At 69.6% G+C, this 21,667-nt stretch carries 19 protein-coding genes; 6 read left to right on the forward strand and 13 right to left on the reverse strand.

Annotation, left to right across the window (positions count from 1 at the left end):
- Positions 1–58: 58 nt before the first annotated feature.
- From AX676_RS05480 to AX676_RS05510, 7 genes are all read right to left on the reverse strand, one after another.
- Positions 59–1,474, reverse strand: coding sequence for a UDP-N-acetylmuramoyl-L-alanyl-D-glutamate--2,6-diaminopimelate ligase (locus AX676_RS05480; protein ID WP_066480598.1), 1,416 nt, complete (start codon positions 1,472–1,474; stop codon positions 59–61).
- Positions 1,471–3,180 (reverse strand): peptidoglycan D,D-transpeptidase FtsI family protein, encoded by a 1,710-nt coding sequence (locus AX676_RS05485; RefSeq protein WP_443025967.1) that lies wholly within the window; start codon positions 3,178–3,180, stop codon positions 1,471–1,473. The genes AX676_RS05480 and AX676_RS05485 overlap by 4 nt, the downstream gene beginning before the upstream one ends.
- Positions 3,177–3,815: a hypothetical protein gene (locus AX676_RS05490; protein ID WP_066480375.1), complete on the reverse strand. Its 639-nt coding sequence runs from the start codon at positions 3,813–3,815 to the stop codon at positions 3,177–3,179. Before AX676_RS05490 ends, AX676_RS05485 begins: the two co-directional genes overlap by 4 nt.
- Complete coding sequence (rsmH, locus tag AX676_RS05495) at positions 3,802–4,785, reverse strand: 16S rRNA (cytosine(1402)-N(4))-methyltransferase RsmH (protein ID WP_443025966.1); 984 nt, start codon at positions 4,783–4,785, stop codon at positions 3,802–3,804. The genes AX676_RS05490 and rsmH overlap by 14 nt, the downstream gene beginning before the upstream one ends.
- Complete coding sequence (locus AX676_RS18225) at positions 4,782–5,264, reverse strand: division/cell wall cluster transcriptional repressor MraZ (RefSeq protein ID WP_231726016.1); 483 nt, start codon at positions 5,262–5,264, stop codon at positions 4,782–4,784. Before AX676_RS18225 ends, rsmH begins: the two co-directional genes overlap by 4 nt.
- 309 nt (positions 5,265–5,573) lie before the next feature.
- Positions 5,574–5,900, reverse strand: coding sequence for a hypothetical protein (locus AX676_RS05505; protein WP_066480371.1), 327 nt, complete (start codon positions 5,898–5,900; stop codon positions 5,574–5,576).
- A gap of 50 nt (positions 5,901–5,950) precedes the next feature.
- Complete coding sequence (locus AX676_RS05510) at positions 5,951–6,949, reverse strand: cysteine synthase A (protein ID WP_066480370.1); 999 nt, start codon at positions 6,947–6,949, stop codon at positions 5,951–5,953.
- Between the two features lie 150 nt (positions 6,950–7,099).
- Here AX676_RS05510 and AX676_RS05515 point away from each other — a divergent pair, with 150 nt between their 5' ends.
- The 3 genes from AX676_RS05515 to AX676_RS05525 all read left to right on the forward strand — a co-directional run bounded on the left by AX676_RS05515 (position 7,100) and on the right by AX676_RS05525 (position 10,414).
- On the forward strand, positions 7,100–7,708 hold the full coding sequence (locus AX676_RS05515) for a flavodoxin family protein (RefSeq protein WP_066480368.1): 609 nt from the start codon (positions 7,100–7,102) through the stop codon (positions 7,706–7,708).
- Positions 7,709–7,771: 63 nt separating this feature from the next.
- A complete protein-coding gene (locus AX676_RS05520) occupies positions 7,772–8,866 on the forward strand; it encodes an AraC family transcriptional regulator (protein ID WP_231726017.1) in 1,095 nt (364 codons plus the stop codon).
- A gap of 87 nt (positions 8,867–8,953) precedes the next feature.
- Positions 8,954–10,414: a S41 family peptidase gene (locus tag AX676_RS05525; RefSeq protein ID WP_066480367.1), complete on the forward strand. Its 1,461-nt coding sequence runs from the start codon at positions 8,954–8,956 to the stop codon at positions 10,412–10,414.
- A gap of 23 nt (positions 10,415–10,437) precedes the next feature.
- On the opposite strand, the gene AX676_RS05530 is transcribed toward AX676_RS05525, so the two are convergent.
- Positions 10,438–11,412, reverse strand: a complete 975-nt coding sequence (locus AX676_RS05530; RefSeq protein ID WP_156437749.1) for a quinone oxidoreductase family protein — start codon at positions 11,410–11,412, stop codon at positions 10,438–10,440.
- A gap of 95 nt (positions 11,413–11,507) precedes the next feature.
- Here AX676_RS05530 and AX676_RS05535 point away from each other — a divergent pair, with 95 nt between their 5' ends.
- Entirely contained in the window at positions 11,508–12,932 is a 1,425-nt protein-coding gene (locus tag AX676_RS05535) for an aldehyde dehydrogenase family protein (protein ID WP_066480366.1), read from the forward strand.
- A gap of 181 nt (positions 12,933–13,113) precedes the next feature.
- On the opposite strand, the gene AX676_RS05540 is transcribed toward AX676_RS05535, so the two are convergent.
- The 4 genes from AX676_RS05540 to AX676_RS05555 all read right to left on the reverse strand — a co-directional run bounded on the left by AX676_RS05540 (position 13,114) and on the right by AX676_RS05555 (position 20,314).
- Entirely contained in the window at positions 13,114–17,301 is a 4,188-nt protein-coding gene (locus AX676_RS05540) for a translocation/assembly module TamB domain-containing protein (RefSeq protein WP_331709221.1), read from the reverse strand.
- Positions 17,298–19,253, reverse strand: a complete 1,956-nt coding sequence (locus AX676_RS05545; protein ID WP_082730958.1) for an autotransporter assembly complex protein TamA — start codon at positions 19,251–19,253, stop codon at positions 17,298–17,300. The genes AX676_RS05540 and AX676_RS05545 overlap by 4 nt, the downstream gene beginning before the upstream one ends.
- Positions 19,254–19,328: 75 nt before the next feature.
- A complete protein-coding gene (locus tag AX676_RS05550) occupies positions 19,329–19,541 on the reverse strand; it encodes a hypothetical protein (RefSeq protein ID WP_066480365.1) in 213 nt (70 codons plus the stop codon).
- Between the two features lie 152 nt (positions 19,542–19,693).
- Entirely contained in the window at positions 19,694–20,314 is a 621-nt protein-coding gene (locus AX676_RS05555) for a S24 family peptidase (RefSeq protein ID WP_066480364.1), read from the reverse strand.
- A 96-nt stretch (positions 20,315–20,410) separates the two neighbouring features.
- Here AX676_RS05555 and AX676_RS05560 point away from each other — a divergent pair, with 96 nt between their 5' ends.
- Positions 20,411–20,593 (forward strand): hypothetical protein, encoded by a 183-nt coding sequence (locus AX676_RS05560; RefSeq protein WP_066480589.1) that lies wholly within the window; start codon positions 20,411–20,413, stop codon positions 20,591–20,593.
- Entirely contained in the window at positions 20,590–20,904 is a 315-nt protein-coding gene (locus AX676_RS05565; RefSeq protein WP_066480362.1) for a hypothetical protein, read from the forward strand. Before AX676_RS05560 ends, AX676_RS05565 begins: the two co-directional genes overlap by 4 nt.
- 3 nt (positions 20,905–20,907) lie before the next feature.
- Here the strand turns inward: AX676_RS05565 and AX676_RS05570 are convergent, their stop codons facing one another.
- Entirely contained in the window at positions 20,908–21,660 is a 753-nt protein-coding gene (locus tag AX676_RS05570) for a hypothetical protein (protein ID WP_066480361.1), read from the reverse strand.
- Positions 21,661–21,667 lie beyond the last annotated feature (7 nt).

Below are 21,667 nucleotides of genomic sequence, written 5' to 3' on the forward strand. Positions count from 1 at the left end.
CTCGACTTCGCTCGAAACGAACGGAGCGTTGCTGAGGCCAAATAGCTTCTCACCCCCATCACGCCGCGACCTCGCGCGCGACGGTGACGTCGTCGAACGGCAGCACCAGGTCCCTGACGATCTGGCCCTGCTCGTGCCCCTTGCCCGCCAGCAGCACGATGTCGTTGGGCCCCGCTTCGGCCACGGCGAGGGCGATCGCCTCGCGCCGGTCGGGCACTTCGGTCGCGTCGGGCGCGCCCTTCAGGATCGCGCGGCGGATCTCTGCCGGGTCCTCGCTGCGTGGATTGTCGTCGGTGACGATCACCCGGTCGGCGTGCGCAGCGGCGACCTGCCCCATCGGCTCGCGCTTGCCGGGATCGCGATCGCCGCCCGCGCCGAGCACGACGATCAGCCGCCCCTCCGTATGCGGTTTCAGCGCGGCGATGGCCGCCTCGATCGCATCGGGGGTATGGGCATAGTCGACATAGACGGGCGCACCCGCACGCGTGATGACCGCGCGCTCGAGCCGGCCGCGCACGGGCGACAGCCGCGCCAGATTGGCGAAGGTCGCCGTCGGCTCGCCCCCCGTTGCGATGACCAGCCCCGCCGCGATCAGCGCATTGGCGGCCTGGTAGCGGCCGATCAGCGGCAGTTTGACGCGATGCTGGGCGCCATCAAATTCGATGGTCAGCGCCTGGCCGAGCAGGCTGGGCTCGCGCGCGACCAAGCGGATCGCCTCGCCATGTTCGCCGACCGTCATCAGCCGGTTGCCGCGCATCCGCGCCAGATCGATCACCTGGTCGGCCCAGGGATCGTCGACCCAGACGACCGACGTCCCGTCGGGCTGGAGCACTTCGGCAAACAGCCGCATCTTGGCGGTGAAATAGGCCGCCATGTCGCCATGGTAATCGAGATGGTCGCGGCTGAGGTTGGTGAAGGCGGCGGCGTGAACCGGCAATCCTTCGGTACGATATTGCGAAAGACCGTGGCTCGACGCCTCAAAGGCAAGGTGCGTCACCCCCTCGCGCGCCAGCCCGGCGACGTTGGATAGGAAGGTGACGATGTCGGGCGTGGTCAGCCCGGTCGACAGCTGGTCCTGCGCCGTCGTGACGCCCAGCGTGCCGATCGACGCGGCATGATGCCCGGTCATCCGCCACAGCTGGCGGGTCATCTCGACGGTCGAGGTCTTGCCGTTGGTGCCGGTGACCGCCACAGCGGTTTCGGGAAACGGCGCGTAAAAATCGGCCGCCACGCGGGCGAAGCGAGCGCGCGGCGTGTCGTCGGCGATGTGGACCGCGCCGGTCACCACGGCTTCGGGACGCGCCACCACGGCGATCGCGCCGGCAGCGACGGCGGCGGGAATAAAGTCCTCGCCATTCACCTGCGTGCCCTGGAACGCGCCGAAGACATTGCCTGGCGCGACGCGGCGATGATCGATGGCGAAGCCGGTCACGGTCTGGGGTTCGTCGCGGCCGGTCAGCTGGCCCAGCCTCATTCGACCGCCGCCTTCGACGCATCGCCCGGCGCTTTCCACAGCAAGGGCGTCAGGTCGCTGACATCGATGTCGCGCCGCATGTCGGGATAGACGCCCAGCATCGGTCCCGAACGCTGGATGACGCGCGAGACGACGGGGGCGACCGTCCACGCCGCGGTGGTGAAGCCGAACGTGTCGGCGGTACCTTTTGGGGAATCGAGCATGGCGATCACCACATAGCGCGGCGCGTCCATCGGGAAAGCCGCCGCGAAGGTCGACACGTTCACCTTGCGCGAATATCCGCCCGCCCCGGCGCGCTCCGCGGTCCCGGTCTTGCCGCCGACGCGGTAGCCCGGGGCGTCGCCGCGCCGTCCAGTGCCCTCAAGCGCGATCAGCCGCAGAAGCTGGCGCATCCGGTCGCTCGTTGCCTGCGCGTACACCCGGCGTCCCTTCGGCGCCTTGCCCGGCGCGATCTTCATCAACGTGGTCGGGCGCCAGATGCCGCCATTGACCAATGTCGCATAGGCGTTGGCGAGATGCAGCGGCGTCACCGCGATGCCGTGGCCATAGCCACTGGTCATCACGGTGGTGCGCGCCCAGAAGCCCGGCCATTGCGGCTTGGCCTTCTCGATCTCGATATGCGGCGGCGTATCGAAGCCGAGCGCGCGGAACGATGCGGCCATCCGCTCCTGCCCCAGCGCGTCGGCAATGCGCGCGGTGACGATGTTGGACGAGTGGACCAGCGCCTCGGGCACGTTGAGATAGCGGTTCTGCGCATGGTCGTCGCGGATGCGGAACCGGCCGACCTGAAGCGGCGCGGTCGCGTCGTAGCGGGTCGCCATCGACGTCACGAGACCGGTTTCGATCGCCGTCGCCATCGTCAGCGGCTTGAAGGTCGAACCCAGTTCATAGACCCCCTGGGTGACTAGGTTGAGCTCGTTCTCGCGCCCGGAGACCGCGTTGGGATTGAAACTGGGCAGCGACACCATGGCGAGCACCTCGCCGCTGTCGACATCCAGGATCAGCCCGCCCGCCCCGATCGCGCTGAACTTCATCATCGCCTGCGACAGCTCGCTTTCGAATGCCGCCTGCACGCGTGAATCGATCGACAGCGCCACCGGCTCGCCGCGCGCCTGCGGATCGGTCAGCTGGCGCTGGAGCGCCTTTTCCATCCCCAGCATGCCCTTGCCGTCGATGTTGAGGTAGCCGAGCACGCTCGCCGCCAGCCCCGACTGCGGATACAACCGCTCGGGCTCGCGCGAAAAGGCGATGCCGGGTTCGCCGAGCGCGTTCACTTCGGCCACCAGCTGCGGCACGGCGCGGCGGCGCAGATACACGAAATTGGAACGCGAGTTGAGGATGCGCAGATACTCCGCCGCGCTGCGTTCGGGGAGCAGCGCGGCGAGCCCGCGCGCCAGTTCGGCCCGGTCGCCGATGACGTGGCCGGGCCGCACGCCGATCGTCCAGGCGTCGATCGTGCGCGCGAGCGGCGCGCCGTTGCGATCGACGATATCGGCGCGCAGCGGCGCGAGCGCGGCGGCGGCATCACGGCCGTCGCGCGGCTCGGCGAACAGCGCCAGCATCGCCAGACGCATGACGATCAGCAGCACCGCGGCGGTGAACACCAGCATCAGGATCATCAGGCGCATGTGCGCCACCGCGACCATCGGCGCCCGGCCGGTTTCGGCCCGGCGGTCGGTCATCGGTGGCGCGACGAGGACGATCACCTTGCGCGGCTTCCCTCGCCGGTGGACGCGATCAGTTCGTTGAAGCTCGTGTCGCGCAGCAGCTTGCGGTCGAGCATCGCGACCGCCTGCGCCCGCGCCGGACCTTTGGTCGCGGCGGGCGACGGCGCGGCCGGACGGCCGGCGGCGGCGAGCTGGACCTGGACGAGCCGGGCCTTCGCCTCGTCGCGCGCGGCGGCCTGGACCTCGATCGCCGGCATCGACGGAGGCGGCGCACGGCGCGCAGCCGGATCGACCTTGGCAACCGGGCCGGTCGCGACGTCGCGCGTGTCGATGATGCCCGACGGGACGATATAGCTGGCCAGCTGCGGCCGCTCGCTGCCCGCGAGATCGTTGAGCGCGCCGAGCGCAGCCTCACCGGGCACGAACTGGTTGGCGGCCGGCGCGGTCAGCGCCAGCACCTCGCCGTTCCAGCGTTCGAGCTGGGCCAGGTTGGCGCGCGTGTTGAACTCGGTCTCCAGCATCCGGATGTCCTTGCGCGCCTGGGCGATCGATCGATCGATCGCCTCCATTCTCGCCCGCTCCGCGGCGACCTGGGACGACACCATGTAGCAGGCCGGTGCCGCGATGACCGCGGACAGGAACCAGCCGAGTCCCCGCAAGCTATAGGCCGCCATCATGTCCTCCTGTGCCCTGGGTGGCCGTTGTCGTGGTGCGCCGCGCCGCGCGCAGCGTGGCCGACCGGGCGCGCGGGTTGCGTTCGATTTCCCGATCGCCGGCCCGCACCGCGCGCGCCGGCGCGGCAAATGTCGGCGCGTGCCGCGGCGCGGCGACGGGCCGGTGCCGCGATCCGGCCGGCTCGCTGCCGCTGCGTTCGCGCAGGAACCGCTTGACCATGCGGTCCTCCCCCGAATGAAAGGTGACGACCGCCAGCCGCCCGCCCGGCGCCAGCACCTGTTCGGCGGCGGCCAATCCCTCGGCCAGTTCGTCGAGCTCGCGGTTGATGTGGACCCGGATCGCCTGAAAGGTGCGGGTCGCCGGATCCTTCTTGTCGTGCGGGCGATGACCGAGCGCCCGGCGGACGACATCGGCAAGCTCGCCGGTGCGGGTCAGCGGGCGCGCGGCGACGATCGCGCGGGCGACCCGGCGCGCGCGGGGCTCGTCGCCATAGCGATCGAGCACGTCGGCGATTTCGGCTTCGTCGGCCTCGTTGACGAAATCGGCCGCGCTCTGCCCCGCCTGTGCCATGCGCATGTCGAGCGGTCCGTCGGCCTGGAACGAGAAGCCGCGATCGGCCTGGTCGAGCTGCATCGACGACACGCCGATGTCCATGACGACGCCGTCGACCGGCACCTTGCCCAGCCGCGCCAGCTCGCTCGCCATCGCGGAGAACGGTGCCTGGACCAAAGTCAGCCGACCGGCCATTTCAGCAACCAGCGCGGCACCGCCGTCGATCGCATCCGGATCACGGTCGAATGCGACCACCTCGGCCCCGCGATCGAGCATCGCGCGCGTGTACCCGCCGGCCCCGAACGTGGCGTCGACATGGCGCTCGCCGGGCGCGATCGCCAGCGCATCGAGCACTTCGGCGAGCAGCACGGGCACATGCGGCGGCGGCACGGGCGGCAGGGCGGCGGCGGCGGTCACAGCGCCCCCTTTTCCTCGAGCGCCCAGCGCACGAGTTCGCGGGTCTGATCCGCGATGCTGTCGTCGGCCAGCATGTGGTGCGGATTCCAGATGTTGAAGGTGTTGCCGCGGCCATGAAAGAACGCCCATTTCTCGATCCGGGCGATGCGGCGGAAAAAGGGCGGGATGACGAAGCGTCCCGCCGAATCATAGGCGGCGGCCTCCAGATCGCCGAACGCCGTGCCGGTCAGGTTGTAGTCGGCGACACCCCCCGAATCCTCGCGGCTCAGCTCGCGGGGGTCGAGCCGGCTGTGGAGGATGGCGGGCCATGCGGCGTCGAAGCCGGACAGGCACTGGTGCGATTCATGCCGCCCGACGAACAGGCTGCGGCTGGGCGAATTGGCCTCGAGCGCGGCGCGCAGGGTGGCGGGCACCGCGACACGACCCTTCGCATCGACCGCCTGCAATCCGTAGCTCAGATAAAGCTCGCGTTCCGCCACCACACCCTCACCCGGGCGCACGCATCCCACGCCGGAAACGCGCCTCCGCGTCCCCCGCCAACCGCTCGCTCACGGTCAGGAGCGTGCCCCCTTAGGCGATGGGAAATACCATAGATCAGTTGGAAAACAATGGGCAGAATTGGGTGAGAGTGGGATTTTGCCCATGAGACGGGGGAATCGCGCGGGGATATGCGGCGCAGCCGATGACGGCACGAGCCCGTGGCGCGCGGGACGGGTGACGGAGGGCAAGACAGCATGATGCGCACGCCGCCCGCGCGCGGACGACGGGACCGGCGCGGTCAGCGCGGCCTATTCGACGGGGACCGGACTCGCATCGGTATCGGGCAGGGGTGCCGCCTCGCTGGCGGGCGGTGCCTTGGTACTCGGCGCGACACCGAGCTCGGCAAGCGGCTCGTCCGTTTCCGCCCCCTCGGGCGTCTGCTCGGCAACCGGCGCGGCGATGTTGGCGACCACTTCCGCCTTGGGCGCACCGATCGCCGCCGATTGCGGCTCGTCACGCGCGGCGTTGTAGATGGCGCCGGCGGCCAGCAAGAGGATCAGAACGGACGCGAGCCCCGTCACGCCGACGCGCACCCGGTGGAGCGATTGTTTGGGTTCAACGGGCTGCGACTGCATAACTGTGTCTTTTGCGTAACAGCTTTGCCCGAGCCTGTCGACTCTTGCGGTCAACCGTCGGCAATTGCCCCGCCGGCAGGCCCCGCCAGACCCTTCGCGGCCAGCCAGTCCGCGTTGTAAAGCGTGGAGAGATAACGAAAACCGGTGTCGCACAGGATCGTCGCGACCCGGCTGCCGGGGCCCAGTTCGCGCGCGAGGCGGACCGCGCCCGCGACGTTGATGCCGGAGGACAGCCCCAGGCACAGCCCCTCTTCGGTCAGCAGCCGGCGTACCCATTCCAGCCCCTCGGCGTCGGAGATGCGATACTGGGTATCAATCGGCGCGCCCTCCAGATTGGCGGTGATCCGGCCCTGCCCGATGCCCTCCGCGACCGACGATCCCTCCGACTTGAGCTCGCCATGCGCGTAATATTCATACAGTGCCGCGCCATGCGGATCGCTGAGCGCGATGCGGACATTGGCGTCCTTCTCCTTCAGCCCCAGCCCGACGCCCGCGAGCGTGCCGCCGGTGCCGACCGCGCAGGTGAAGCCGTCGATCCGCCCCTCCATCTGTTCCCAGATCTCGACCGCCGTGCCGCAGATATGCGCGCGGCGATTGGCGATATTGTCGAACTGGTTGGCCCACACCGCATTGGGCGTTTCCTCCGCGATGCGGCGGCTGGTGTGGACGAAATGGCCGGGATTGGCATAGGGCGCGGCGGGGACGAGCACCAGTTCGGCGCCCAGCGCACGCAGCGTATCCATTTTCTCCCGGCTCTGCGTCTCCGGCATCACGATGATCGTGCGATAGCCCTTGGCATTGGCGACCAGCGCCAGCCCGATGCCGGTGTTGCCCGCCGTCCCCTCGACGATCGTGCCGCCGCGGCGGATCGCGCCCCGCGCCTCGGCATCCTCGACGATGTAGAGCGCGGCACGGTCCTTCACCGACGCGCCCGGATTGGCGAATTCGCATTTGGCGAAGATTTCCGCATCCGCGGCCGCGCTGGGGCCGGCCAGACGGACGAGCGGGGTGTTTCCGATCAGGGCGAGCGTGTTGGGCGTCACGGACATGCCCGATGTGATAGCCGCGCCGCCCGGCCGGGCCAAGCAATGCTCGCTTGGCGAGCGCGTAGCTGGGTTTCGCGATCGCGGTGACGACGCGGGGAACATCCGCACCCGGTGATGCGTAGGTCGGCCAGCCCCCCGAAGGAGAACCCGATCATGGCGATCACCGCCCTCGCGCTCAATTGCACGCTCAAGGCCGACCCGGCCGTCGATTCGTCGACCGACCGGATGATCGCGCTGCTCGAAAAGGCGCTGTCGGATGTCGACGTGACCCTGACCGAGACCGTCCGGGTCGCGGCTCACAACGTCCTGCCGGGCGTCACGTCGGACGAGGGCGACGGTGACGACTGGCCCGCCATCCGCGCCAAGATCCTGAAGGCGGATATCCTGATCCTGGGCGGTCCGATCTGGATGGGCCAGATCAGCAGCGTGGCCAAGCGCGTGCTCGAACGGATGGACGCGTTCATCTCCGAAACCGACGATGCCGGGCGGATGCCGAGCTATGGCAAGATTGCGGTCGCCGCGATCGTCGGCAACGAGGACGGCGCGCATTTCTCCTCAGCCCAGCTCTTTCAGGCGCTGAACGATGTCGGCTTTACCATCCCCGCCGTCGCCGCGTGCTACTGGGTGGGCGAAGCGATGGGTTCGACCGATTTCAAGGACTTGGCGGAAACGCCCGAAAAGGTCGCCAAGACGGCGAAGATGGTCGCGGGCAATGCCGCGCATCTCGCGCGATTGCTGGCCGATTCCCCTTATCCGGGCTGAACGCGAAGCCCCTCCCGCATCGCACGTCCCGGGGCTATGGTCGTCGCGATGTGGTGGGAGGGCTTGTCATTCGGCTGGCGCAGCGCGGTGCTCACCGTTGCGGTTGCCCAGCTGTTGATCCTGGCGATCGCGCTGGCCGGCACGTTCGAGAACCGCATCGCCAACCGCACGCTGGCCGCGCTGCTGGTCGTGCTCGCCGCCACCGTCACGCCGTGGCTGATCGGCTTTGCCGGGTTCTACGACAAGTGGCGCTGGCTGACCTTCGCCCCGTTCCAGATCACGCTGGCGGTGGCACCGCTGCTCTACTTCTATGTCCACGCGCTCGTATTCGCGCGCTGGCCCGATCGCGGCTGGCGGCATTTCATTCCTGCCGGGGCACAGTTCGCCTTCCTGTTCGGGAGCTTCCTGTTGCCGATCGCGGCCAAGGACCGTTGGGCGGACGCCTCGGGTGGCGTTTACGGCGTGGCGACCGACCTGGGCGTCGTGATCGGGCTGGGGCTTTACGGGCGCGCCGCCCTGCGGCTGCTGCGCGGTTATCGCGCGTTCCTGACCGAGGAGCGCAGCGACGATCATCGTTATGCCGGGCGATGGTTGAGCCGCGCGATCGGCGGGCTGCTCGTCCTGTTGGCGATATGGTCGGGCTATAATCTGTGGAACTGGGTTTCGCCGCTCGGATATCGCGGGCTGATGGGGCTGTACGTCGTGATCGCCGCGGTCGCGCTCTATCTCGGCATCGAGGGATGGCGGCATGCCGACCGCCCCTTTCCGCGCCTCGCGCCCCGGCCGGCGGCACCGGCAGCGCCCGCGCGCGACTGGCGCGCTGACGGCGAACGCTGGGCGGCGATCACGCGCGCGCAGGGGTGGCAGGCCGATCCTGATCTGAGCCTGGCGATGCTGGCGCGGCGGCTGGGAACGAACACCGGGCATCTCTCCCGCGCGCTGAACGATGGATTGGGCTGCAATTTCTCGACCTTCGTCAACAAGCTGCGCTGCGATGCGGTAACCGACGCCATTCGCGCCGGGCGTGCCGACGACCTGCTCGACCTCGCGTTCGAAGCGGGCTTCAGGTCAAAGGCGAGTTTCAATCGTGCCTTCCTCGCCCAGCACGGCATGGCACCGTCGGCCTATCGCCGTCTCCACGGCTCAAAACGCGAATAATCGCGCGGCGGCACGATTATGAGACGACCGCGCCGCACCGGGGGGGCAGAGCCTGCCCCGTTCGATGCGGAACAGGACGGGACGACGATGCGGCGACGGGAACTTCTGAACGGGTTGGCGACGACGGGCGCACTGATGCTCGGCGGACGGGGCGGGGCATCGGCGACCGCGCAAGGCAGCGTCGGCGACCTGAAGGGGGACATGGCCATCCTGCGCGGCGCGCTCGCCCTGCATCCGGGGCTTTACCGCTATTTGTCGCCGCGCGCGGCGGAGGCCGGCCTGACGACGCTGGAGGCCGAATATCTCGCCGCGCCCGACCTTGCGGCGCGCTACCTGGCGCTGTCGCGCTTTCTCGCGACCATCCGTTGCGGGCACAGCTATTGCAACTTCTTCAACCAGCGCCGCGTGATCGTCGACGCGCTGTTCGACCGGCCCACCCGCCTGCCCTTTGCCTTTCGCTGGATCGACGGCGACATGGTCGTCACCGCCGACCATAGCGGCACCGGGCGACTGGCGCGCGGCACCGTCATCACCCGGGTCAACGGCCTGCCGGCGCGCACGCTGCTGGCGACGCTGATGCCCTATGCCCGCGCCGATGGCGGCAATGACGGCAAGCGCCGCAGTCTGCTCGAGGTTCGCGGCGACGACAGCATCGAATATTTCGACGTGTTCCAGGGCCTGATCCTGCCCCCGCGCGACGGCGTGCACCATATCGAGGCACGGATGCCCGGCGGCAGCGTGCAGGCGCTGGACCTGCCCGCGATCGACCTGGCGGCGCGGCGCGGCTTCATGCCGCCCCCGCCCGGGCCCCAGGACGTGCAATGGGACTGGCAGATGCGCGACGACGGGGTGGCGGTGCTGACCATGCCGGGATGGGCGCTGTACAACAGCAAGTGGGACTGGCGCGGCTGGCTCGGCGACCGGCTTGCCAGCCTTGGGGATGCGAAGGGTCTGGTCGTCGACCTGCGCGATAATGAAGGCGGGCTGGACTGTGGCGACGACATCCTCGCGCGGCTGACGACGCGCGACCTGACCTTTCCCGGCGACGACCAGCGCATCCGGTTTCGGCGGACCCCGGCCGCGCTCGATCCCTATCTCGACACCTGGGACGACGGCTTCCGCACCCTGGGCGAGGGGGCGACGGCGCTCGGCGACGGCTGGTATCGCCGGCCGGCCGCCGACGAAATCCAGGCGATCCCCGCGATGACGCCGCGGATCACCGTTCCGGTGGCGGCGCTGATCGGCCCGGTCAACAGTTCGGCGACGTTCCAGTTCGCACGTCGCGCCCGCCAGACCGGCCTCGTCCGCCTGTTCGGCGGCGAAAGCGGCGGCAACCGGCGCGGCATCAACGGCGGCTGCTTCTTCTTCGTGCGCCTTCCCGGCAGCGGGATCGAGTTCGACCTGCCGCTGGTCGGCTATTTCCCCGAGCGGCCGCAGCCCGATGCAGGGATTCAGCCCGACGTGCAGGTGCAGGCGAACGCCGACGACATCGTGCACGGCCGCGACCCCACGCTGGCGGCGGCGCTGGAATGGGTGCGCCGTGCCTGATGTGCGTCAGGGTCTGATGTGCGTCAGGGGATGAGCAGGGTCGACCCGATGGTTTCGCCCGCCTGGAGCGCGCGGTGTGCCTCGGCCGCATCCTTCAGCGCATAACGCTGACCGATCTCCACCTCGATCGCGCCCTCCGCCACCAGCTCGAACACGCGCGCGATGCCGTCGGCGCGCTCGTCGGAGGCCTTGTAATAGTCGAACAGGGTCGGGCGGGTGACGAACAGCGACCCCTTGGCCGCCAGCGTGCCGAGCGCGACGCCGGTCACCGGGCCGCTGGCGTTGCCATAGCTGACGATCAGCCCGCGCCGCGCGACCGAGTCGAGCGAGGCCTGCCACGTCGCCGCCCCCACCCCGTCGAACACGACGGCACATCCCATGCCGACCGTGAATTCGCGCACGCGCTGGGCGATGTCGTGCTGTTTGTACTCGATGACATAGTCCGCGCCGGCATTGCGCGCGAGCTCCGCCTTTTCGGGTGAACCCGCCGTGCCGATCACGGTCGTGTCGAGATATTTGAGCCACTGCACCAGGATATGCCCGACCCCGCCCGCGGCGGCGTGGACCAGGACGATGTCGTCCTCCAGCAGCGCGCAGCAGCGTTCGGCCAGGCATTCGGCGGTCGCGCCCTTGAGCAGCACCGCGGCGGCCAGCTCGTCGCTGATCGCGTCGGGCAGGCGGAACAGCGTGTCGGCCGCGACATTGCGCTCGGTCGCATAAGCGCCCAGGCCGGGGCCGAAGGTCGCGACCCGCTCGCCCACCCGCCAGCCGGTCACGCCCTCGCCCACCGCCTCGATCACGCCGGCCGCTTCGCTGCCCAGTCCGCTGGGAAGTTCGAGCGGATAAAGGCCGGTGCGGTGATAGGTGTCGATGAAGTTGAGCCCGATCGCGGTATGGCGCATCCGCACCTCGCCCGGGCCCGGCGGCGGCAGGTCATGTTCGCGCCACTCGATCACCTCCGGCCCGCCCGTCCTGTGGATCACCGCGCTCAACGTCACTGCCTTCTCCCTGCTTGCATCGGGACGCCCCGGACTTCATCTAGGCGCCATACCCGGGATTTGAAAATCCCGATGGCCAGACCAGCGAGGATGCGATGCGCGAACTGCTTCACCACTATATCGACGGGGCCTGGGTCGAAAGCATCGGCGGCGTGCCGCACCATGTGATCAACCCGGCGACCGAAGCGCCGTGCACGACGATCACGCTCGGCACCAATGCCGATGTCGATCGCGCGGTCGCCGCCGCGCGCCGCGCCTTCTCCAGCTTCTCTCAGGCCAGCGTCGATGAGCGGGTTGCGCTGATCGAACGCATCCTGGTGGAATACAAGGCGCGCGCCGCCGACATGGCGGTGGCGATCAGCGAGGAGATGGGCTGCCCGATCGGCATGGCCAGGACCGCGCAGGTGGGATCGGGCATCGGCCATTTCATGGCGGCGATCCGCGCGCTGCGCGAATTCGAGTTCGAGGAGCGGATCGGCACCCATGCGGTCGTGCGCGAGCCGATCGGCGTCGTCGCAATGATCACGCCGTGGAACTGGCCGCTCAACCAGATCGTGTCGAAGGTCGCGCCCGCGCTCGCCGCCGGTTGCACGATGATCCTGAAGCCGTCCGAAGAATCGCCCGCCTGCGCCGCGATCTTCGCCGAAGTGCTCGACAAGGCGGGCGTACCGGCGGGCGTGTTCAACCTGGTGAATGGTGACGGCCCCGGCGTCGGCACCGCATTGTCGAAGCATCCCGGCATCGACATGGTGAGCTTCACCGGCTCGACCCGCGCCGGGATCATGGTCGCCAAGAACGCCGCCGATACGGTCAAGCGGGTGCACCAGGAACTGGGCGGCAAGTCGCCCAACCTGATCCTGCCCAGCGCCGACCTGCCCCGCGCGGTACAAGGCGGGCTGATGAGCGTGCTGATGAACTCGGGCCAAAGCTGCATCGCGCCGGCGCGGATGCTGGTCCAGCGCGACCAGCAGGACGCCGCGGTCGAACTCGCCGCACAGATCGTCGGCGCGACCGAGACCGGCGATCCGATGGTCGAGGGGCGGCACATCGGCCCGGTCGTCAACCAGGCGCAATATGAGAAGATCCAGCGGCTGATCCAGCAGGGCATCGATGAAGGCGCGCGGCTGGTGGTCGGCGGACCCGGCCGGCCGGAAGGGGGCAACCAGGGCTTCTACATCCGCCCCACGCTGTTCGCCGACGTGACCAACGACATGACGATCGCGCGCGAGGAAATCTTCGGCCCCGTCGTCACGATCATCCCCTATGACGATGTCGAACAGGGGATCGAGATCGCCAACGACACCAGCTACGGCCTGTCGGCGGTGGTGTTCGGCGAACCCGCGGAGGCACGCGCGGTGGCCGGGCGGCTGCAGGCGGGCATGGTCTATCTCAACGGCGGAGCGCCCGACCCGAACGTGCCGTTCGGCGGCTACAAGCAGTCGGGCAACGGCCGCGAGCATGGCAAGTACGGCCTGGCCGAGTTCATGGAAGTGAAGTCGGTGATGAACGCCTATGCGTGAGACGCTCTCCGTCCTTCGATACGCCATTTCGACAAGCTCAATGGCTACTCAGGATGAGCGGTTGGGAGCCTGACAGAGTTCCACACGTCGCCCCGGCGGAGGCCGGGGCCTCCCACCAATGTTGCGCGCCACTGGCCTGAGGCCCCGGCCTGCGCCGGGGCGACGTATGTTTGGTGTCCCCTCAATAATCCCGCGATACCCGCACGTTGACGCTCTGCCTGCCGATCGTCGAGATGGAGGAAAGCAGCGATAGCCAGCGCGTCACCTGGAACTCGGCGCGCGTGGCGGAATAGCCCTGGCCGTCGGTGATGATCTCCACATAGGTCCGCCGCGTCAGATATTTGCCCGCCGCGACCGACGTCGCCGCCCCGGTCTGGGGATCGGCGGGCAGGATGCGCAGCCGGTCTAGCCCGGTCGCGCGCCGTACCGCATTGATCGGATCGAGCCCGGCATTGTCGCTTTGCAGTGCCGCGACGGCGGCGGCGAGCTGAACGGCTTCGGGCGCCGACAGGTTGGTGATCGAGGTGCCGAACAACAGGCGCGAGAGCAGCTCGTCCTCGGGCAGCGCGGGGGTGCTGGTAAAGCCGATCTGGGGCTTGAGCGCATTGCCGCGCACCCGGATCTGTGCGTTCAGCCCCTGGGCGTTGGCGATGGCGGAAATGTCGAGCGCGGGGTTGACCGGGACGCTGCCGTCGAACTGGATGATCCCGCGATCGAGCTCGAACTGACGCCCCGAAAACTGGTAGTCCCCGCGGATGAGGTCGGCGCGGCCGGTGATCGCGGGATTGGTCGGCTGGCCCTGGATGCGGACATCCGCCGACCATTCGCTGTCGAGCCCCAGCCCGTTGACGGTCACCCCGCTGGCGGCGCGCGCGCGCAGGTCGAACTGCCAGGGACGCACCGGCGTCCGTTCGACATCCTCGCCAAAGGGCAGGTTGATCTCGCGCACATTCAGGCGCGGCAACGGGGTGGCCAGCGCCGCGCGCCCGAGGCGATAGCGCGCCGAATCGAGCCGGACATCGCCGCCGATCACCCCGCCCGACCCGTCCGAGCGAAAGGTGATCGTGCCGGTCGCCGTCGCCGCGATCTCGTCCCGGTCGATCAGCCGCGCGCGCGTCGCGTCGACGGTCAGGTCGATGCCAAAGCCGCGCACCGCGGCCAGATCGAAGCTGCCGCGCCCGGTCAGCGTGCCGCCGCGCCCGTCGCCGCCGGCGAAGCGGTCGATCACCAGGCGCGATCCGTTGAAGCGGCCCGCCGCCTTGATGTCGGTCACCGCGGTGCCGGTGACGCTGCTTTCGATCCGCGCATCCTCGGTGCGCAGCGAACCGCGAATGATGGGATCGGACAGCCGGCCGCTCACGTCCGCGCCGATCGCAACCGGCCCGGTCAGGTCGAACAGCTCGATCCGCGTCAGCCGCCACAAGGTATCGGCCGGGCCGTCATAGCGCAGCTGCGCGAACAGCGGCGCGTCGAGCAGGCGGCGTGCAAGCGTGCCGTCACCCAGCGGCGCGATACGCAGCTGCGCGCGCCCGACGGTGCGCCCGCCGCTCGCGACGATCGCGCGCAGCGCCGCACTGCCCGGCGTCAATGCCGCGGCAATAGCGACATCGACCGGCTGTGAGGAGAGCACGAGCCCCGACCGGCTGAGCCCGCGCACCTTCAGGTCCGCCCGGCCGCTCGGCGCGCCGCCGGGGCGGTGCACATAGCTGAGCGTGCCCGACGCCTCGCCGCCCAGCCCCAGCCCCGGATAGGCGAGGTCGAGCACCGCCATCGGCATCCGGCGCAGCATGGCGTCGATCGCATTTTCGCCCGCGCCGATCCGTCCCGACAGCCGTGCCTCGCCGCTTGCAAAGGCGAGCGTCGTCGGCGCGAGCCGCCAGCCATCCCCATCGCGGCGGATCACCGCCGGATCGGTCAGCGCGATGCGACGGCGATCGACCATGCCCTGCGCGCGCACGGTATAGAGATCGGGCGACAGATCGGCATCGACCTCGATGCGGAAATTGCGGTTGCGGCTGCCCGCCAGCGTCGCTTTCAGGGTGCCCACGCCCCCGGTCAGCTGCGCCGTCCCGCTCACGCTCGCGAGCGACAGTGCGCCCTGTTGAAGCGCGGCGGCGCGCCAGCGCGCGTCGAGGCGTGCGCCTGCGGGATCGAGCAGCAGGCTGAACCGGCCGTCACCGCGACCGATGGTGACGACATCGGCGAGCCGCGCATCGGCCGCGCGCACCTCGCCGCCGATCCGCTGCATGCCGTCCTCCGGCACGAGCCGCAGGTCGCCGCTCCAGCCGCCGCCGGCAAAGCCGATCGCGCCGTCGAAACCGCCCGGGACGATCGCAAGCCGTCCGCTCGCGCGCGTGCCGCTGACGTCGAGCCGCGCGATCTCGACCATCGCGGTCCCGCCGCGCGGCAGAAGGATCGCGCCGTTGCCGGTAAACGCGCCCAGGCGCGAGATCCCGCGCGCCTGGAACACATAGCCCTCGGGCGTGGGGTCGAGATCGGCGATCACGTCGCGCAGCCCCATCGCCTGATTGGGCCGGGCGAAGCGCAGGCGCAGCGTCGGACGCTCGATTCGGCCATCGAGCAGCAGCGTCACCGGGCCGTACTGAACCTGATTGCCGGTCGCCTCGATATGAAAGCTGCCGTCGCGACGACGATAGCCGTTGCCGGCGAGCGTCAGGCCGGGCGAAGTCAGCCGCAGGTTGCGCAGGTACAGGATGCCGTCGGGCCCGCGCTCCAGCCCGGTAACGACACCCGGCAGACCGCGCGTCAGCGACCGGAAGAACGCATTGTCGAGCCGCACTACGCGCGCCGTGCCCATGCCGACCAGCCGCGCGCGGCGCCGGTCGTTGGGCGCGGGCACGACGGTCAGCCGCGATTGGACCTCGACCACGCCAAGCCCGGGGATCAACAGGCGATTGATCGCGCCGTCGATACCGACCTCATACGCGCCGGTGCGCAGATCGAGGATCAGGTTGATCCGCCCGTCGATCTTGTCCGAGCGGAGACGCAGCCGGCTGCCGGTCACGCTGCGCGCGGTCACCTGCAATGGGCCCTCGACGTTCAGGTTGCGCAGGATGCCGCCGGTGACATTGCCGACGCCGGTCACACGCGCGGCGGTAAAGCGCAGGGGCACCGTCACCGGGGCGGGCGAGAAGCGCCCGCGCCCGCCCGCGCGCACGCGTTCGAACCCGGTGCGGTCGAAGGCGAGGCGTTCGGCGGTGATGCGGTAATCGAAACTCGCGGTGCGGAACGGGCCGTCGATCACCGTGCGCAGCTCGATGGCGCGTCCGGTCATGTTGGGAAACAGCGCCCGCGAGCGCAGCAGGGTGGCCGTCAGGCGGAGATTGCGGAATGCCGCCTGTCCGAGATCGACGATGCCGGTCGCGTCGAGGCGCAACGCACCGCTCCGCACCGAAAGCCGCCCGTCGAGGCGACGGCGCGCGAGTGTCGCGCCGGCGTCGATGCGCAGCGCCGGTGCGGTCAGCCGCTGCAGCTTGCCCTTCAGCAGGGGCGACGGGTTGGCGGTGCCGACCAGGCGATAGTCGCCGGCGCGGTTGGTCAGGCGCAGGTCGGCGAGCGAAAGGTCGCCGGCGCGGGCGATCGCGCGCCCCTGCCACCCCCGCCAGCGTCCGTCGCCGGCGATACGCAGCATCAGCGGGCGCGAGATGCCGGTCAGCCCCGCGAGCACGCCGCGCGCGCCGCCGCGCGCGGCGAGGTCGAGATCGAACCGGTCGCGGTCCGGCTCGGCATCGAGCATCAGCCGCACGACATCGCTCCCCGCGACGTCAAGGTCCAGGCGCACCAGCGCGCGACCCGAACGGATGTCCGCCCGCCCGGCCAGCCGGCCGGTCCGCTGAACCCCGCCGATCCGTAGGCCGAAGACCAATCGGTCGATCCGCAGCACCCCGATGCCGATGTCGAACCCGGGCAGGATCGGCCCCTGTCGCCCCGTCGCGCGCGGTTCCGGCAGGCGGACGAGCAGCGCCTGCGGCGCCACGAGCGAACGGATTTCGAGCCGGTTGCGCGTCCAGGCAAAGGGGTTCCAGTCGAGATCCGCCCGAGATACGCGCAGCACCAGCCCCTTGGGATCATAGATCCGCACGTCGATCAGGCGCGCGCGCCCATAGATCGAACCGTCGATCCGGCCGATCCGGTAGGTGATGCCGTTGCCCGGACGCAGGGCGGCGATGCGGTCGGCGATCAGCCGATGTCCCGGCGCGGTGTCGAGCAACAGGAGCGCCGCCGTGCCGATCGCCACGATCGCAAGCAACAGGCCCGCGATCAGCCGCCACCCGCGACGGCGTGGTCGGATCGCCGACCGGGCCGCCATGTCGTCGCCGGCCCCGACGTCATCGGTTCCCGCGCTCAAAATGCCTGTCCCAGCGAGACATAGACCGCGACCCGCGGATCGCCGGGTTGCGGGTTGATCGGCGTGCCGACGTCGACGCGGATCGGGCCGAAGCTCGAATAATATCGCGCGCCGACCCCCGCACCATATTGGAAGCGCGAGAAGCCGGGAAGTGCCGAGGTGTAGATGTTGCCACCGTCGAGAAACGGCACGATCCCGAAATTGCCGAACGCCTTGATCCGGCCCTCGAGCGCGAATTCGGTCAGGCTGCGGCCGCCGATCGGATCATTGTTGAGGTCGCGCGGACCGATATCCTGAAAGCCGTAGCCGCGCACCGATGCACCGCCGCCGGCATAGAAACGCCGGGACGGTGCGATCGCGTCGCGCGGCGCGCCCCCGATCGTTCCCAGTCGCACCCGGCCGGCCAGCACCACCGCGTCGCTCACCGGGTAATAGCCGCTCACGTCGAACTGGACGCGGGCATAGCCGAACGCCTTTCCGCTCAGTGAAAATTCGGGCGAGACGCGCGTACCGATGCGAAAGCCGCGGGTCGGGTTGAGCAGGTCGTCCGAGCCGTCATAGGTCAGCGTCGTCGGTGCGGCGGCGATGAAGAAGACGCGGCGGCGCGGCTCGCCGGTGGCGAGGATGACGTCGCGCTCGTCCGATGCCGCCAGCTCGGCACCGATCGACCAGGCCCAGGTCTTCTGGAAGAAGATGTTGGTCTGTCGTTCCAGCGAGGCCGACAGGAGCAGGGTGTCCGCCTCGAACGCATCGCGCTCGAGATGCGCGGCGACGAGCTGTGCGGTCAGGACGCGGTCGCGCCCGTGGAAATTGTTGCGGCGGAACACGACCGAGCCCAGCTGTTCCTGCGTGCCCGCCACCGCGCGCAGCGACAGCGCGCCTTCGGGGGGGAACAGGTTGCGGTGGGTCCAGCTGATTTCGGAGCGCGCGCCTTCGCCGGTGCCATAGCCGAGCTCGCCCGCGATGGTGCGCGGCGGCGCGCGCTCCAGCACGACCGACAGGTCGACCACGTCGGGTTGTTCGCCCGGCACCGGCGTGACCCGCACCGACGACACGAGCCCGGTCTGGACGATCGCGCGCTGCAGGTCGTCGACCGCGCGCACGTCATAAAGGTCGCCTGTATCGAAGCGTGCGATGTCGGCGATATGATCGGCATCGAAGACGCGGTTGGGCGGCGTGAGGATGCGGCCGAAGCGGCGCGCATTGCCCGTGGCGACGTCAAGCTCGACGCGCGCGGTGTTGGTCGCGTGATCGACGGTCAGGACCGGGTCGCCGATCCGTGCAAAGGGAAAACCCTGCTCCCCCGCCTCGGCGCGCAATCGCGCCTCTGCCGCCGCCACCTTGTCGGCATCGAGCGGATCTTCGGGATTAACCGAAAAGGCGCGGCGCAGCTCGGCTGCGCGCGGCCCCGCCTGGTCAATCCCGGCCAGGTCGACCTCGCTCACCCGGAACACCGGCCCGGGCATGGCGGTCAGTGTGACGGTGAGCCGGTCGCCGGCGCGTTCGACGCCCGTGTCGACGCGTGCCGCGTAGAAGCCCTTCGCGCGCAGCAGCTCGACGACCAGCTCGGCATCCTCGCGCGCGCGACGGTCGAGCTGTGCGCCATTGGCGGGGGCGTCTTGTCCCGCACGCAGCGTCGAGCTTTCCTCGAAACGCTGCAGGAACAGCGGATCGGCGATCCCGTCGAGCCCCGCGAGCTTGTAATCATAGCGGATGTCGCGGAACTGGCCCGCCGAAGCGTCAGCCTGGGCGTCTTCCGCGCCCGGCGTCAGATCGGGCCAATCGACGCCGAGTTCCGGCAGCGGCGCCATCGGCGAAGTCGGGTCCAGCCCCTCTGGCTCGGCATCGGCGGGCGGCGCGGATGTCTGCGCGCGCACGGATCCCACCGGAACGATGGTGGTGACGCCGGCGACGATCAGGCACAGAATGTTGGGCCACGCGCGCCACGACATGACGCGTCCTAGCCGCAAGCGGCGGCCGGGGACAATCGCTAACCGTGGGGCACCGTGCGCACCGCGACGGATCGATCAATGAACCGGGCCGATGACCCGTTCGTCCGCCATCAGATCGATCAGCCGACCGATCTGGCGCCAGCGGCAGAAATGCAGGTGATTGCCGATGTCACGGCTGCGATCCGCGCGCAGGGTGGCTTCCTCGAACGCACCGTCGCCGTAGAGCGCAATGAGTTCATTGGCGAGCGCGACCTCGCTCGCATCGGTGAGATAGGGGTAAGCACGCATCGTCGCGCGCCGCTACACGCTTCGTGCCACAATGTCGATCGCCGCGCGCATGGCGGATCACGATGGTAAAGGGCGCGAAATGGGCCGGTCATTTCGTCCCGCGACGGCACGCCGGCGTCCCGGGCGGAGACGCGCGGGACGCCCGCGGGGCATCAAAGACGGCGGCTCAGCCAGACCACCCGGCCGACCGGATCGACCAGCGCGGGATCGAGTTCGCGTGGCGGATAAGCGGGATTGTCGCTGGCGATCTCGACGCCCGATCGCGTGCGCCGGACCCGCTTGACCGCCAGCCCCTCGTCCAGCCGGACGACCATCAGCCGCGCCGTCCGCATCAGCCGGACATCCCCGCGATCGACGAGAATCTCGTCCCCGTCGGCGAGCGTCGGCAGCATCGAATCGCCATGCACCCGGATGACCGACGCCGCCCCCGCCCGGACGCCCAGCATCCGCAGGAACGCAGCATCGAAGCGCATGGACCCGGTCGCGCCCTCGCCATCCACGACCTCGCCGGGACCCGCCGATGCCGCGACATCGAGGCGCGGCACCGCCGCCAGTTCGGGCGCGGCACGCCCGCCGAGCACGGCGTCGGCGACACCCAGATAGCGCGAAAGCGTGCGACGATCCTCCTCCGCCAGCCGGCGCGGGCTGCCCCGCTGCACGAACTGCTGGAGATAGGCGGCATTACGTCCGATCAGCCGCGACAGCGCGGCGAGGCTTTCACCCCGTTCGGCGGCGAGGCGGGTGAGGGCCATACGCGGATCGGCTGCGTTCATATTGGCACCATACTCGTAGGAAATTTCCTAGACAAGTTGGAAATGGCAGAACAGGACAAGAACATTGAGCGAATCGACGAGGAAAGGCTTCGCAAGATGTTGCACAGGATCGAGCGGTATCTGACCCGCACCGCGACACCCCCGACCCGATTTGGCCGGCTGGTCGCCCGCGACCCGAGGCTGGTGCTCGACATGCGGCGCGGGCGCGAGCCCGGACCGGCGATGATCCGGCGGATCGAGGCCTTTCTGGCCGCGCAGGACGAAGGGGCACCGCAATGAGCCGGGGACCGGATATCGGCACGGCGCTGGCCCGCGCGATCCTGGCCAACGCGGAACGCAACGGGGTGCAGATCGAGCCCACCCGCCACGACTGGACGCGCTGGGCGAGCGCCACCTTCACCGGCGCGCGCCATGAGCTTGGCTTCACCGCCGCTGCGTCAGCGCGGCTCGACGGCTGGCTGGCCGGGCTGGCGGAAGCCGAACTGCCGATTCGCGAGCATCTGGTCGCCGACCTGCACGTCGCCGGGGCAAAGCGCGACGCGGAGAAGGTGATTTTCGACCTCGAGGCGCTGACCGTCGAGGATCGCTGACAATCAGTGCTGGGCGGCCATCCGGCGCAAGGACGCCAGCGTTGCCTCAAGATTGCCGCGATCGCGCGGCCGCGACGATGCCGGAGCGGTCGCGGGGCGATAGGGCGGCCGGCCGCGCCGGGCCACGCCCTGTTCCAGCCGGGCGAGTAGCGCGTGAATGGTCGCTTCGGTTTCCGGCGTCGTGATCGGCGGCTCGTCCCGATATTCGGGCGCGACCGGAGCGGGTGCAGGCGGCAGTTCAAAAGTCGCGATCCGGACGCGATCCGCTGACCGTTTGGCCGGTCGCGTTCCCTTCGCATAGGCGATCAGCGGCGTTTCGAGGTCGCTGGGAAGCGGCATTTCATCGTCGCCGAACGGGTTGGCGTCGTCGGGCAACGGTTCGAGCGGCATTTTCCGGGTGGCGATCACCGGCGCGCGCACCTCCAGAAATGGCGTCCCCAGGTCGCGCGTCGCCAACACCGGCTCGCGCGCGGGCGGATCGACTCGACCGAGCAGCTTGGGCGGCGTGGCAAGCAGTCCCGCCAGTCCCCGGTGCCGGGGACGCAGCAACGCCCAGCCGCGCACAAGCGCCCAGACGAGCCCGGCAGCGATCCATGCAGCTGCGAACATCAATGCCATGCGCGCCATCAGCCCGAGCGGCGGCGCCGCGGCGGGGACGAGCGCGGACAGTCCCGACATACCCACCATCGCCTCCACGCGCGCGGCCGGCACGCTGGCGACGCATGCCGCCGCGATCGTCGCGGCGCCAACGGCCATTATCGGG

Source organism: Sphingomonas sp. CCH21-G11, assembly GCF_001555965.1.
Taxonomy (GTDB): Bacteria; Pseudomonadota; Alphaproteobacteria; order Sphingomonadales; family Sphingomonadaceae; genus Sphingomonas.